General features: G+C 59.9%; 12 protein-coding genes and 1 pseudogene. 11 read left to right on the forward strand and 2 right to left on the reverse strand.

Going from position 1 to position 13,333, the window contains the following annotated elements:
- Nucleotides 1-21 precede the first annotated feature (21 nt).
- The 6 genes from D8U69_RS06200 (at nt 22) to trpE (ending at nt 6,598) form a co-directional block, all read left to right on the forward strand.
- Nucleotides 22-1,269, forward strand: a complete 1,248-nt coding sequence (locus D8U69_RS06200) for an ABC transporter permease (RefSeq protein ID WP_056853527.1) — start codon at nt 22-24, stop codon at nt 1,267-1,269.
- A 12-nt stretch (nt 1,270-1,281) separates the two neighbouring features.
- On the forward strand, nt 1,282-2,106 hold the full coding sequence (locus D8U69_RS06205; protein WP_130905963.1) for an ABC transporter permease: 825 nt from the start codon (nt 1,282-1,284) through the stop codon (nt 2,104-2,106).
- A gap of 221 nt (nt 2,107-2,327) precedes the next feature.
- A complete protein-coding gene (locus D8U69_RS06210; RefSeq protein WP_130906941.1) occupies nt 2,328-3,476 on the forward strand; it encodes an iron-containing alcohol dehydrogenase in 1,149 nt (382 codons plus the stop codon).
- A gap of 80 nt (nt 3,477-3,556) precedes the next feature.
- A complete protein-coding gene (gene rpe / locus D8U69_RS06215) occupies nt 3,557-4,231 on the forward strand; it encodes a ribulose-phosphate 3-epimerase (RefSeq protein ID WP_056853524.1) in 675 nt (224 codons plus the stop codon).
- The gene (locus tag D8U69_RS06220; protein WP_056853523.1) at nt 4,228-5,046 is read left to right on the forward strand and encodes a phosphoglycolate phosphatase; all 819 of its coding nucleotides are present in this window, start codon (nt 4,228-4,230) and stop codon (nt 5,044-5,046) included. Before rpe ends, D8U69_RS06220 begins: the two co-directional genes overlap by 4 nt.
- 70 nt (nt 5,047-5,116) lie before the next feature.
- Nucleotides 5,117-6,598 carry an anthranilate synthase component I gene (gene trpE / locus D8U69_RS06225; protein WP_056853522.1) on the forward strand — a complete coding sequence of 494 codons (1,482 nt, stop codon included), beginning with the start codon at nt 5,117-5,119 and terminating at the stop codon, nt 6,596-6,598.
- An 82-nt stretch (nt 6,599-6,680) separates the two neighbouring features.
- Here trpE and estP read toward each other — a convergent pair whose 3' ends face one another.
- The gene (gene estP / locus D8U69_RS06230; protein WP_130906942.1) at nt 6,681-8,588 is read right to left on the reverse strand and encodes an esterase EstP; all 1,908 of its coding nucleotides are present in this window, start codon (nt 8,586-8,588) and stop codon (nt 6,681-6,683) included.
- Nucleotides 8,589-8,989: 401 nt separating this feature from the next.
- Here estP and D8U69_RS06235 point away from each other — a divergent pair, with 401 nt between their 5' ends.
- From D8U69_RS06235 to D8U69_RS06250, 4 genes are all read left to right on the forward strand, one after another.
- Nucleotides 8,990-9,583: an aminodeoxychorismate/anthranilate synthase component II gene (locus D8U69_RS06235; protein WP_056853519.1), complete on the forward strand. Its 594-nt coding sequence runs from the start codon at nt 8,990-8,992 to the stop codon at nt 9,581-9,583.
- Between the two features lie 9 nt (nt 9,584-9,592).
- Nucleotides 9,593-10,642 (forward strand): anthranilate phosphoribosyltransferase, encoded by a 1,050-nt coding sequence (gene trpD, locus D8U69_RS06240; RefSeq protein WP_056853518.1) that lies wholly within the window; start codon nt 9,593-9,595, stop codon nt 10,640-10,642.
- Nucleotides 10,639-11,475 (forward strand): indole-3-glycerol phosphate synthase TrpC, encoded by an 837-nt coding sequence (trpC, locus tag D8U69_RS06245; RefSeq protein ID WP_056853517.1) that lies wholly within the window; start codon nt 10,639-10,641, stop codon nt 11,473-11,475. Before trpD ends, trpC begins: the two co-directional genes overlap by 4 nt.
- Nucleotides 11,476-11,602: 127 nt before the next feature.
- Nucleotides 11,603-12,304, forward strand: coding sequence for a lipoate--protein ligase family protein (locus tag D8U69_RS06250; RefSeq protein ID WP_056853516.1), 702 nt, complete (start codon nt 11,603-11,605; stop codon nt 12,302-12,304).
- Here D8U69_RS06250 and crp read toward each other — a convergent pair.
- Nucleotides 12,301-12,945 (reverse strand): cAMP-activated global transcriptional regulator CRP, encoded by a 645-nt coding sequence (gene crp / locus D8U69_RS06255; RefSeq protein ID WP_056853515.1) that lies wholly within the window; start codon nt 12,943-12,945, stop codon nt 12,301-12,303. The genes D8U69_RS06250 and crp overlap by 4 nt on opposite strands.
- A gap of 230 nt (nt 12,946-13,175) precedes the next feature.
- On the opposite strand from crp, the pseudogene D8U69_RS06260 reads away from it, so the two are divergent.
- Nucleotides 13,176-13,333, forward strand: a pseudogene (locus tag D8U69_RS06260) (peroxiredoxin); the annotation flags it as partial.

A 13,333-nucleotide genomic window follows, 5' to 3' on the forward strand; every position in this document is an offset into this window, starting at 1 on the left:
CAAAGATTTCCGGAGTACGCCATGGCTATCGCCGTTCCCGTGAACGCGGGTACTGACCCCACCTTGAAGCAGCGGCTCAAGCATGCCGAGCGGGTCAACCGCTGGAAGGCCCAGGCACTGATCGCGCCATTGGTGCTGTTTCTGTTGCTGGTGTTCCTGGTGCCGATCGTGGCGCTGCTCTACAAAAGCGTGGGCAACCCGGAAGTGGTCGGCGGCATGCCGCGCACCGTGTCCGCCATCGCCAGCTGGGACGGCCGCGGCCTGCCCGCTGAACCGGTTTACAAAGCGGCCGCCGAAGACCTCGCCGAAGCCCGCAAGAATCAAACGCTGGGCGATTTGTCCAAGCGCCTGAACATGGAACTGGCCGGCTACCGCAGCCTGCTGACCAAAACCGCCCGCGCCTTGCCGCTTGCCACCGAGCCGGCCTCTTATAAAGAAGCGCTGGAAGGTCTCGATGAGCGCTGGGGCGATCCGGCCTACTGGCAAGCGGTACGTCGCAACACCAGCAGCATTACCCCGTACTACTTGCTGGCCGCCGTCGATCACCGTATCGACGACCTCGGCGAAATCGCCCCGGCCACTCCGGACCAGGCGATCTACCTCGACATCTTCGCCCGTACCTTCTGGATGGGCCTGATCATCACCGTGATCTGCCTGGTATTGGCCTATCCACTGGCTTACCTGCTGGCGAACCTGCCGTCGCGCCAGAGCAACCTGCTGATGATTCTGGTGCTGCTGCCGTTCTGGACCTCGATTCTGGTACGGGTCGCCGCGTGGATCGTGTTGCTGCAATCGGGTGGCCTGATCAACAGCGGTCTGATGGCCATGGGCATCATCGACAAGCCGATCGAACTGGTGTTCAACCGCGTCGGGGTCTACATCTCGATGGTGCACATCCTGCTGCCATTCATGATCCTGCCGATCTATAGCGTGATGAAAGGCATCTCGCCGACCTACATGCGCGCCGCGATTTCCCTCGGTTGTCATCCGTTCGCCAGTTTCTGGCGGGTGTACTTCCCGCAGACCTATGCCGGTGTCGGCGCCGGTTGCCTGTTGGTGTTCATCCTCGCCATCGGCTACTACATCACCCCGGCGTTGCTGGGCAGCCCGAACGATCAAATGGTCAGCTACTTCGTCGCGTTCTACACCAACACCAGCATCAACTGGGGCATGGCGACCGCGCTGGGCGGCCTGCTGTTGCTGGCGACGGTCGTGCTTTATCTGATTTACAGCTGGCTGGTGGGCGCGAGCCGCCTGCGCCTGAGCTAAGGGGAGAACGAAATGCTGAGTCCTTACATGTCGCCCATCGAACGGGTGTGGTTCTACAGCTTGCGGATTCTCTGCGGCTTGATTCTGTTGTTCCTGATCCTGCCGGTGCTGGTGATCATTCCGCTGTCGTTCAACTCCGGCAGTTTCCTGGTGTACCCGCTGCAAGGCTTCTCGCTGCAGTGGTATCACGATTTCTTCGCGTCGGCGGAATGGATGCGCGCCCTGAAGAACAGCATCATCGTCGCTCCCGCGGCGACGGTGCTGGCAATGATCTTCGGGACGCTGGCGGCCATCGGCCTGACCCGTGGTGACTTCCCGGGCAAGGCGCTGGTGATGGCGCTGGTGATTTCGCCGATGGTGGTGCCGGTGGTGATCATCGGTGTGGCCAGTTATCTGTTCTTCGCGCCATTGGGGCTGGGCAACAGCTTCTTCTCGCTGATCGTGGTGCATGCGGTGCTGGGCGTGCCGTTTGTGATCATCACGGTGTCGGCGACCTTGCAGGGCTTCAACCACAATCTGGTGCGTGCCGCTGCGAGCCTCGGTGCTTCGCCACTGGTCGCGTTCCGGCGAGTGACGTTGCCGTTGATCGCACCGGGGGTGATTTCCGGTGCGCTGTTCGCCTTCGCGACGTCCTTCGATGAAGTCGTGGTGACCCTGTTTCTCGCTGGCCCCGAGCAAGCGACCTTGCCACGTCAGATGTTCAGCGGTATCCGCGAAAACCTCAGCCCGACCATCGCCGCCGCCGCGACGCTGCTGATCGCCTTCTCGGTAATCCTGCTGCTGACCCTGGAATGGCTGCGTGGCCGTAGCGAGAAACTGCGTACCGCGCAGGTTTGACGGCCAGCGATGATCGTTCCCACGCTCCGCGTGGGAACGCAGCCCGGGACGCTCCGCGTCTCAATCCAGAGCCGAACGCGGAGCGTCCGTTGAGGCATTCCCACGCGGAGCGTGGGAACGATCGTGCTACAGGCTCGCTCATTCATGACCTGAATGGCAGACAACCCCCAATCCCCAGCTACTATTGTGCCCAGCTCCCCTATCTATAAGAGGCTGCGCACATGAGTCTTTCCTCTTTCAAAATCGCTCACAAACTGATCACCGGCGCAGGGGCCATCGAGCAACTGTCGGCCGAGCTCACTCGACTGGACATCGACAACCCGCTGATCGTCACCGACGCTGCGCTGGTCAGGTCCGGCACCGTAGAGCTGGCGCTGGCGCAGTTGGGGGATCGAACCTACGAGATCTTCGACCGGGTGCTGCCCGATCCGGAAATCGCCATTGTCGAAGACTGCATGCGGGTCTACCGCGAAGGCGGGCATGACGGCTTGATCGGCCTGGGTGGCGGCAGTGCCATCGATATTGCCAAGAGTGTTGCGGCGTATGCCGGTTATCACGGCGCGCTGGAGGATTTGTTCGGCGTCGACCAGGTACCGCGCAAAGGCCCGCCGCTGATCGCGATCCCGACCACCGCCGGTACGGGTTCAGAAGTGACCAATGTGGCGATCCTTTCCGACAAGGTCGCGCAATTGAAGAAGGGCATCGTCAGCGATTACCTGTTGCCGGACGTGGCACTCGTCAGTCCGCAAATGACCCTGACCTGCCCGCGCAGTGTCACCGCCGCCAGTGGCGTCGATGCCTTGGTGCATGCCATCGAATCCTACCTGTCGGTCAATGCCTCGCCGATCACCGATGCCCTGGCCATCGGCGCGATCAAGCTGATCGCCCAGGCTTTGCCAAAGGCCTACGCCAATCCGTCCAACCTGCAAGCCCGTGAGGACATGGCTACCGCCAGCCTGATGGCCGGTATGGCGTTCGGCAATGCTGGAGTCGGCGCGGTGCATGCGCTGGCCTATCCGTTGGGTGGTCGCTTCAATATTGCCCATGGCGTCAGCAATGCCTTGCTGCTGCCCTATGTCATGACCTGGAACAAAATGGCGTGCGTCGAACGCATGCAGGATATCGCCGAGGCCATGGGCGTGAAGACCGCGCAGTTGAGCGTCAATGAGGCGGCCGATAAAGCCGTGCAAGCCATGACCGAATTGTGTGCAGCGGTGGAAATCCCCGCGGGTCTGCGCAGTTTCGGGGTGCCTGAGGATGCCATCCCCGCCATGGCTGTGGAAGCCGCGGGCATTGAACGCTTGATGCGCAACAATCCGCGCAAATTGAGCGCGATTGATATCGAGAAGATCTACCGCGCTGCCTACTGATCATCGCGCTCACGGTGCGCGCGCCAAAGCATGAGGTATACAATGCGCGCCATCGTGATTTTGCTCAGAAAAGGTGCGTCATGCAGCCCTTCGTAATTGCTCCGTCGATTCTCTCCGCCGACTTCGCCCGCCTGGGTGAAGAAGTGGACAATGTCCTGGCCGCCGGCGCCGACTTCGTGCACTTCGATGTCATGGACAACCACTACGTGCCCAACCTGACCATCGGCCCGATGGTCTGTGCGGCGTTGCGCAAATATGGCGTGACCGCGCCGATCGACGCGCACCTGATGGTCAGTCCGGTGGATCGCATCGTCGGTGACTTCATCGAAGCTGGCGCGACCTACATCACCTTCCACCCGGAAGCCACGCAGCACGTCGACCGTTCCCTGCAACTGATCCGCGAAGGCGGCTGCAAGTCGGGCCTGGTGTTCAACCCGGCGACCCCGCTCGACGTGCTCAAGTACGTGATGGACAAGGTCGACATGATCCTGCTGATGAGTGTCAACCCGGGCTTCGGCGGGCAGAAGTTCATCCCGGGTACCCTCGACAAGCTGCGCGAAGCACGCGCATTGATCGATGCCTCCGGTCGCGACATTCGCCTGGAGATCGATGGCGGCGTGAACGTCAGCAACATCCGCGAAATCGCTGCGGCAGGCGCCGATACCTTCGTCGCCGGCTCGGCCATCTTCAATGCGCCGAACTATCAGGAAGTCATCGACAAGATGCGTTCCGAATTGGCGCTGGCTCGCCCATGAGTGGTTTTGAGCAGCTGTTCCCGGGAAGCCTGCCAAGGCTGGTGATGTTCGATCTGGATGGCACGCTGATCGATTCGGTCCCCGACCTCGCGGCCGCTGTGGATAACATGCTGCTCAAACTCGGTCGCGCACCGGCCGGTATCGCGTCGGTGCGCGAGTGGGTCGGCAACGGCGCCCCGGTGCTGGTGCGTCGTGCGCTGGCCGGTGGTCTGGATCATTCTAAAGTCGACAATGACGAAGCCGAGCGGGCATTGGAAATTTTCATGCAGGCTTACGGCGCAAGCCATGAGTTGACGGTGGTCTACCCCGGCGTTCGCGATACCCTGAAGTGGCTGCAAAAGCAGGGCGTCGAGATGGCCTTGATCACCAACAAGCCGGAGCGCTTCGTCGCACCGTTGCTCGATCAGCTGAAAATCGGCCGTTACTTTCGACTGATCATTGGCGGTGACACCCTGCCACAGAAAAAACCGGACCCGGCCGCGCTGTTTTTCGTGATGAAAATGACCAACATCCCGGCGTCGCAGTCCTTGTTCGTCGGCGATTCGCGCAGTGATGTGCTGGCGGCGAAGGCAGCAGGGGTCAAGTGTGTGGCATTGAGCTACGGCTACAACCATGGCCGGCCGATTGCCGAAGAGTCGCCGGCTCTGGTGATCGACGATCTGCGCAAGTTAATTCCCGGTTGCCTGGATCCTGCCGCTGAGATAACGTTGCCCGACGCTGTTCAATCCCCTCCTGGAAATCCCATCGTGGTGGTCACTCGCAAACTCTGGATGAAAGTCATCAAGGCCCTGGCCCGCTGGCGTTGGCGCGCCTGACTTGATCCTGGCCGGCTCCCCGGCGCGTTTGCATACCTGACTGTTAGACCCTCAAGCCACGAGGCACATCATGATCCGCGAAGAATTCCTGCGTTTGGCCGCTGCCGGCTACAACCGCATCCCGCTTGCCTGCGAAACCCTGGCCGACTTCGATACGCCGCTGTCGATCTACCTGAAACTGGCCGACGAGCCCAATTCCTACCTGCTGGAGTCGGTGCAGGGCGGTGAGAAGTGGGGCCGTTACTCGATCATCGGTTTGCCATGCCGCACCGTGATGCGGGTTCACGATCATCACGTCAGCGTCACCGTCGATGGCATCGAGACCGAAAGCCACGACGTTGAAGACCCGTTGGCCTTCGTCGAAACCTTCAAGGCGCGCTACAACGTGCCGAGCATTGCTGGCCTGCCGCGTTTCAATGGTGGTCTGGTGGGTTATTTCGGTTACGACTGCGTGCGTTATGTGGAGAAGCGTCTGGGCAAGTGCCCGAACCCGGACCCACTGGGCGTACCGGACATCCTGCTGATGGTGTCCGATGCGGTGGTTGTGTTCGACAACCTCGCGGGCAAGATGCACGCCATCGTCCTGGCTGACCCGGCACAGGAAGACGCTTTCGAGCAAGGCCGCGCCCGTCTGGAAGAGCTGCTGGAAAAACTCCGTCAGCCGATCACCCCGCGCCGTGGCCTGGATTTCAGCAAGCAGCAAGCCGCCGACCCTGTGTTCCGCTCCAGTTTCACCCAGGACGATTACGAAAAAGCCGTCGACACCATCAAGGAATACATCCTGGCCGGTGACTGCATGCAGGTCGTGCCGTCCCAGCGCATGTCGATCGACTTCAAGGCTGCGCCGATCGATCTGTACCGTGCGCTGCGTTGCTTCAACCCGACGCCTTACATGTACTTCTTCAACTTCGGTGACTTTCACGTCGTCGGCAGTTCGCCGGAAGTGTTGGTGCGGGTCGAAGACAACCTGATCACTGTGCGCCCGATTGCCGGCACCCGCCCACGCGGAGCCAATGAAGAAGCGGACCTGGCGCTGGAAAAAGACCTGCTGTCCGATGACAAGGAAATCGCTGAACACCTGATGCTGATCGACCTGGGCCGTAACGACACGGGGCGGGTCTCTGAAGTCGGTTCGGTGAAGCTCACCGAGAAGATGGTCATTGAGCGTTATTCCAACGTGATGCACATCGTGTCCAACGTCACCGGGCAATTGAAGGCCGGTTTGACGGCGATGGACGCACTGCGGGCGATTCTGCCGGCGGGCACGCTGTCCGGTGCTCCGAAGATCCGTGCGATGGAAATCATCGACGAGCTGGAGCCGGTCAAACGCGGCGTCTATGGCGGTGCTGTCGGCTACTTCGCCTGGAACGGCAACATGGACACCGCCATTGCGATCCGCACGGCGGTGATCAAGAACGGCGAACTGCACGTGCAGGCCGGTGGCGGCATCGTCGCCGACTCGGTGCCGGCGCTGGAATGGGAAGAAACCCTGAACAAGCGCCGCGCGATGTTCCGTGCCGTGGCCCTGGCCGAGCAAACCCCGGCAAGCTGAGTTTTCACAAGGAACTCACCGGCATTAGAAAAACGCGTCACCCGAGAGGGTGCCGCGTTTTTTGTGCCTGCTGTTTGCCGGATCAGAAGTCCAGCGCAACCCCGACGGTAAGCCCTTGCTGGGTAAAGTCATCATCCTTGCGGAACGTGTAGCCACCGCGCAACGCCAGGTCAGCCGTCAACTTGTGGCTCACGCCCAGACTCACGCGGTTCAGGTGGCTTTGCGGCGTATAACCATCAAGCGTGAAGTCGAGGGTTGGCAGGCTATTGAGCGCGATATTCACCTTCTGCACATCATCTTCATACTCGCGCTCATAGGCATATTCACCGAACACCAGGGTTTGAGGGGTGATCTGGTATTTGCCCTGCAGCCCGGCGCCGAGACGTTTTGAATCGCGTTTCTGGTCGTCAAAGGTCAAAGCCGTGGAGCGGTTGTCATTTTCCGAATAACCGTCGACTTCAACCTTCGCGTAGTCGGCGCTGATGAACGGCGACAGGTGCCAGTCGCTGCCCGGCTGCGCAATGTCATAGCCAACCCGTGCACCGAAAGCCCAGAGATAGCCATCGGTATCGCCTTTTTCCGAGCCTTCGCTGGCACCCAGATCGAATTTGCGTTTGAGGTCGTCGTAATCGAGCTTGCCACCGGTCAACGCGGCATCGGCCCACCAGCGGTTCTGTTGGAATTGGGCAAACACGGTCGCCAGGTAACTGTTGAGTTTGTAGTCTGAATCGTTATCGCCGGCCTCCAGATTCTGTCGATAGAACCCTGCCGCCACACCCACGCGCCAGGCGTCGTCAAGACGATAACTGCCGCCAATATTCAAGTTATAGCCACTGCCATCCGCGCTGGCGCCGCTGTTTTGACTATCGACATCAACGTGCTGACCGCCGCCGGCGACGATCGCACGCCATTGCCCGACCGCCTGCCAATTTTCCCAGTCCGATTGCCATTGGCTGCGTAGTTCGTCCTGGTGGGCGCGTAAGGTCGCGTGGGCCATTTCTGGCAGCAGCGTCAGTTCCCAAGGCGCGGCGAGCAAGGAATAGGCGTAGTCGGAAATCAACTTTTGCCCCGTTTCAGTCGGGTGAACGCCATCGTTGTAGATCAGCTTGCTCGGGTCCGGCGTGGCGCTGTTGATACCAAAGGCAGCGTTTTCGGTGCAGCCATCGCCGCTGAAGCACGTGGCAGTCAAGTTCTGGCCGGTGGCCAGGCCGAATCGCGCGGGGTCGGCGAAGGTTTCCTGCAACAGCAATGGAATATTCAACGGGATGATTTGCGCATCGATGCCCGCCAGCCGATTGACCAGTTGCCGGTTGAAGGCCGCACTCAGTTGCGAGGAGGGCGTCTGCAGCGGGGTGCCGTTGATAGCCGGGGTCAGACCCAGGTCAGGCAGCAGCCAGACCATGATGTAACGGGCACCGGCGGTTTGCAGGACCTGAGCGCTGTTGGCCAGGCGGTCCGCAGCGGCATTGGCCTGAGCGCCACTTTGCACCCGTCCCTGGAGAAAATCGTTGCCGCCGCCGGAGAGGTAGTACAGGGCGTTCGGATCGGCGCGCAAGTTGTTGGTCGGTAGATAGCCAGCTCGGGTGCGCTCGCCAGTGGCGGAGACGGTAGTGATTGAACTGAGGATCTGGTCGGTGCGGTAGCCGCCCACGGCCCAGTTATTGCCATCGGGCAACCCTTGGCTGGCGCGCGCCGCAGAGGTCGACGCGGCAGTATCGTCCGCGGAAAATCCGAGCCTTGCACCCAGCAACTGCGTCGAGTTGGCGGAATACACTTCGCCACTGCCGTCCTGGTAAGTCGGCCCGGTTCGGTTAGTGAAGCGAAGCGTCGAACCGGGAGGGCCTCCGGTATCGGTGAACTGTCCTGCATCGTTGAGGCTGTCGCCAAACACGATGAAGTTCGAGTAAGGATTAGGCGCGGCCATCGCCTGGGCGCAAGCCATTGCAAGCATGCAACCGGCGATTGGTACGAACAGTGTTTTTCCTGGCATGGGCAAGTCCGTTTTTTTATTGTTTTAGTGGATGAAACGATCGTGCCAAAAACTATAGAAGCAGATGCCATTCGGCGCGAACCCGCCGTTTGTTACCTGAGCTTCGTTCGCGCCATATTGCACGCTCCGCTCGGCTAAGTTACTGTGCCCGGACGTATAAATGAGACCTTCCCCGTGTTGATCGTCAGCAAACTCCTGGATCAAGTCATCAAGGCACACGCCCGTTGGCGTTGGCGCGCCTGAATCCTTCTGCCGGCCCGGCCGGATCTTTACCGCTTTGCCTTCTTAACCCGTGACATACCGCCTTGCCGCGCGATTGCAGCGAACGACAAAGTGCAGGGCGCTGCGGGTAATCCTTCGAAGGCTGTTCAAGTCAGTGAATTCAAGAGGTTCTTAACGCCATGTTGCTGATGATCGATAACTACGACTCTTTTACCTACAACGTTGTGCAATACCTTGGTGAGCTGGGCTCCCAGGTCAAAGTCGTGCGCAACGATGAGCTTACTGTTGCCGAAATCGAAGCCCTCAACCCCGAGCGCATCGTTGTTTCTCCAGGTCCTTGCACGCCGACCGAAGCTGGCGTCTCGATTGACGTCATCAAACACTTCGCCGGCAAGTTGCCGATTCTGGGTGTGTGCCTGGGCCATCAATCCATCGGCCAGGCATTCGGCGGAGATGTGGTCCGCGCCCGCCAGGTCATGCACGGCAAAACCAGCCCGGTATTCCACGAAGACAAGGGCGTCTTCGCCGGCCTGAACATGCCGCTGACGGTCACGCGCTATCATTCGTTGATCGTCAAACGCGAAACCTTGCCTGATTGTCTCGAACTGACCGCATGGACTCAGCTCGAAGACGGCTCGGTCGACGAGATCATGGGCCTGCGTCACAAGACTCTGAACATCGAAGGCGTGCAGTTCCATCCTGAATCGATCCTCACCGAGCAGGGCCACGAGTTGTTCGCCAACTTCCTCAAACAAACCGGCGGCACGCGCTAAGGACTTTTCATGAATATCAAGACAGCCCTGAGCCGTATCGTCGAACAGCTCGACCTCAGCACCGATGAGATGCGCGATGTCATGCGCGAAATCATGACCGGCCAATGCACGGACGCGCAGATCGGCGCATTCATGATGGCCATGCGCATGAAAAGCGAAAGCATCGACGAAATCGTCGGTGCCGTGTCGGTCATGCGCGAATTGGCAGACAAGGTCGAACTCAAGACCCTCGACGGCGTGGTCGATGTGGTCGGCACCGGCGGTGATGGCGCCAACATTTTCAACGTCTCGACCGCTTCCGCTTTCGTGGTGTCGGCAGCCGGTTGCACCGTGGCCAAGCATGGTAACCGTGCGGTCTCGGGCAAGAGCGGCAGTGCCGATTTGCTGGAGGCGGCCGGTATTTACCTGAACCTGACGCCGGTCCAGGTAGCGCGCTGCATCGACAACGTCGGTATCGGCTTCATGTTTGCCCAGACTCATCACAGCGCCATGAAACACGCCGCCGGTCCGCGCAAGGAGCTGGGCCTGCGCACGCTGTTCAACATGCTCGGCCCGCTTACGAATCCGGCCGGTGTGAAGCATCAGGTAGTGGGCGTGTTCACCCAGGCATTGTGCCGGCCATTGGCCGAAGTGCTACAGCGTTTGGGCAGCAAGCATGTGCTGGTGGTGCATTCCAAAGATGGCCTGGATGAGTTCAGCCTGGCGGCACCGACCTTCGTGGCGGAGCTCAAGGACGACAAAATCACCGAGTATTGGGTCGAGCCGGAAGACCTGGGCATGAAGAGCCAAAGCCTGCATGGCCTGGCGGTGGAAAGCCCGGCGGCGTCCCTCGAGCTGATTCGCGATGCCCTGGGCAAGCGCAAGACCGAAAACGGTCAGAAGGCGGCGGAGATGATCATGCTCAATGCCGGCGCTGCGTTGTACGCGGCCGACCATGCCAGCAGCCTGAAAGAGGGCGTTGCCCTGGCGCACGATGCGCTGCATACCGGTCTCGCTCGGGAAAAGCTCGAGGAGTTGGGTGCGTTTACCGCGGTATTCAAAGTGGAGAATGAGGGATGAGTGTACCGACGGTTCTGGAAAAGATTCTGGCGCGCAAGGTCGAGGAAGTTGCCGAGCGTAGTGCTCGCGTAAGCCTCGCCGAGCTGGAAAACCTGGCCAAGGCGGCCGATGCACCCCGTGGTTTTGCCAAGGCATTGATCGAACAGGCGAAGCAAAAAGAGCCGGCGGTCATTGCCGAAATCAAGAAGGCTTCGCCGAGCAAAGGCGTGATCCGCGAGAACTTCGTTCCTGCCGACATCGCTAAAAGCTACGAAAAGGGAGGGGCCACCTGCCTGTCGGTACTCACCGACATCGATTACTTCCAGGGAGCCGATGTGTACCTGCAGCAGGCTCGTGCTGCCTGCAAGTTGCCGGTCATCCGCAAGGATTTCATGATCGATCCGTACCAGATCGTGGAAGCCCGTGCGCTGGGTGCAGACTGCGTGCTGTTGATCGTCTCCGCGCTGGACGACGTGAAAATGGCCGAACTGGCCGCCGTCGCCAAAAGCGTCAACCTTGATGTGCTGGTGGAAGTGCATGACGGCGATGAGCTGGAGCGGGCCTTGAAAACCCTCGACACGCCGTTGATTGGTGTGAACAACCGCAACCTGCACACCTTCGACGTCAACCTGGAAACCACCCTCGACCTGCTGCCGCGCATTCCTCGGGATCGTCTGGTGGTGACCGAGAGCGGCATCCTCAATCGGGCCGATGTCGAATTGATGGAAATCAGCGATGTGTATGCGTTCCTGGTCGGCGAGGCGTTCATGCGCGCCGAAAGCCCAGGCACTGAATTGCAGCGCCTGTTCTTTCCGGAGCGCGGCCTTCCTGTCAGCGGTTCAACACTTGACTGAATAAGCATCGCGAGCAAGCTTGCACCTACATTGGAATTTTGGTCTGAACCAATCCCCTGTAGGACTGAGCCTGCTCGCGATAGCGGCATAAGAAACACCTCAGACTCCCTGTCCTACGGAAAACCTTATGACCTCACCTGTCTCCCTGACCATCGAAGCCGGCCTGCAAGCCGAACAAGACTTGCTGGCATCAGTCTGTGCCGGTGATGCAGAGTTCGGTCTGTTGTTCTGGCAACCCAGCGATCAGGCTTTGGTGATGCCACGCCGTTTGAATCGTCTTCCGGCCTTCGATGCTGCCTGTGAGGTCTCGGCAGCAGCGGGCTGGCCGGTATTGTTGCGCGATACCGGAGGCGAACCCGTTCCCCAGTCAGCCACAACAATCAACATCGCCCTGGTTTACGCACCGCCACGCAGCGAAGGCGATTTGAATCGTATCGAATCTGGCTACCGGCGCCTTTGCGACCCGATCTGTCAGTTGCTGGATGAGTTGGGCGGCACCTCGTCCCTCGGTGAAATCGCGGGTGCGTTTTGCGACGGTCGCTTCAACGTCAACCTGGACGGACGCAAGATGGTCGGCACCGCCCAGCGCTGGCGCCAGAGTCAGGGCGGCCAGCGTCCGGTGGGCCTGGTGCACGGGGCGATGTTGATTGATAACGAACGAGAGTCGATGGTCGCGGCGGTCAATCGTTTCAACGAGGCTTGTGGCCTGGACCAGCGAGTGCGAGCCGAAAGCCACATCGCCCTGCACGAGAAATTCACGGCGCCGGATGCACTGGCCCGTCTGGACGAGCTCTACCGTCTGATGCTCAAACAGATGTTCAGTGCCTAGCGTGTGCCAAAGACCACCATGGTCTTGCCTTTGACGTCCACCAGGTTGCGCTCCTCAAGATCCTTGAGCACGCGACCTACCATCTCCCGGGAACACCCGACAATCCGCCCGATTTCCTGACGCGTTACCTTGATCTGCATGCCGTCGGGGTGGGTCATGGCGTCCGGCTGTTTGCATAACTCAAGCAGGCAACGCGCGACGCGGCCAGTCACGTCGAAAAACGCCAGGTCACCCACTTTGCGCGTGGTATTGCGCAGGCGTTGTGCGATTTGTCCGCTAAGCACGTAAAGGATGTCCGGATCCTGCTGCGACAGTTCGCGGAATTTCGCGTAGCTGATTTCCGCGACTTCGCATTCAACCTTGGCCCTTACCCAGGCGCTTCGCTCTTGTTCCAGACCCGCCTGCTCGAACAAGCCCAGCTCGCCGAAGAAATCCCCGGTATTGAGATACGCGATGATCATTTCCCGACCGTCGTCATCCTCAATGAGGATGGTGACCGATCCCTTGATGATGAAAAACAACGTCTCCGAACGATCTCCGGCGCAGATGATGTTGCTCTTGGCCTGATAGCGGCGGCGCTGACAATGCATCAGCAGCTTATCGAGGTTCTTGATCTTGAGTGTGGGGGCAATAGCAACCATGGTTGTATCCCGAAAAAACTGCACGGTATGTTTGATTTTTTTATGAATTGCGCAAGCCGCGGCAAAGGCTGGTTATGCGTCAGCGAATTGGCGTCAGCTTAACAGACACTTCCGACATTATTCGAGAAATTACCTACGAGTCCGTAGGTTGCGTCCCACGACGAGGCCGCCGTCTACCGCGGGGCCTGTGCTAAGCTGGCGACCCTTTTTTATACAGTGGAGTCTTGGCGATGAAGGCACGCATCCAATGGGCTGGCGAAGCCATGTTCCTCGGCGAATCCGGTAGCGGTCATGTCGTGGTCATGGATGGTCCGCCCGACGCTGGCGGCCGCAACCTGGGTGTCCGGCCGATGGAAATGCTCCTGCTGGGTGTTGGCGGTTGCAGCAA

The organism is Pseudomonas sp. Sample_16 (assembly GCF_004307665.1).
Taxonomy (GTDB): domain Bacteria; phylum Pseudomonadota; class Gammaproteobacteria; order Pseudomonadales; family Pseudomonadaceae; genus Aquipseudomonas.

Bases quoted from the DNA above. Each gene is read 5' to 3' on its own strand.
- estP (WP_130906942.1), bottom strand. From the start codon at position 8,588: ATGCCAGGAAAAACACTGTTCGTACCAATCGCCGGTTGCATGCTTGCA.
- D8U69_RS06210 (WP_130906941.1), top strand. From the start codon at position 2,328: ATGAGTCTTTCCTCTTTCAAAATCGCTCACAAACTGATCACCGGCGCA.
- D8U69_RS06235 (WP_056853519.1), top strand. From the start codon at position 8,990: ATGTTGCTGATGATCGATAACTACGACTCTTTTACCTACAACGTTGTG.
- trpC (WP_056853517.1), top strand. From the start codon at position 10,639: ATGAGTGTACCGACGGTTCTGGAAAAGATTCTGGCGCGCAAGGTCGAG.
- crp (WP_056853515.1), bottom strand. From the start codon at position 12,945: ATGGTTGCTATTGCCCCCACACTCAAGATCAAGAACCTCGATAAGCTG.
- trpD (WP_056853518.1), top strand. From the start codon at position 9,593: ATGAATATCAAGACAGCCCTGAGCCGTATCGTCGAACAGCTCGACCTC.
- D8U69_RS06200 (WP_056853527.1), top strand. From the start codon at position 22: ATGGCTATCGCCGTTCCCGTGAACGCGGGTACTGACCCCACCTTGAAG.
- rpe (WP_056853524.1), top strand. From the start codon at position 3,557: ATGCAGCCCTTCGTAATTGCTCCGTCGATTCTCTCCGCCGACTTCGCC.
- D8U69_RS06205 (WP_130905963.1), top strand. From the start codon at position 1,282: ATGCTGAGTCCTTACATGTCGCCCATCGAACGGGTGTGGTTCTACAGC.
- trpE (WP_056853522.1), top strand. From the start codon at position 5,117: ATGATCCGCGAAGAATTCCTGCGTTTGGCCGCTGCCGGCTACAACCGC.
- D8U69_RS06220 (WP_056853523.1), top strand. From the start codon at position 4,228: ATGAGTGGTTTTGAGCAGCTGTTCCCGGGAAGCCTGCCAAGGCTGGTG.
- D8U69_RS06250 (WP_056853516.1), top strand. From the start codon at position 11,603: ATGACCTCACCTGTCTCCCTGACCATCGAAGCCGGCCTGCAAGCCGAA.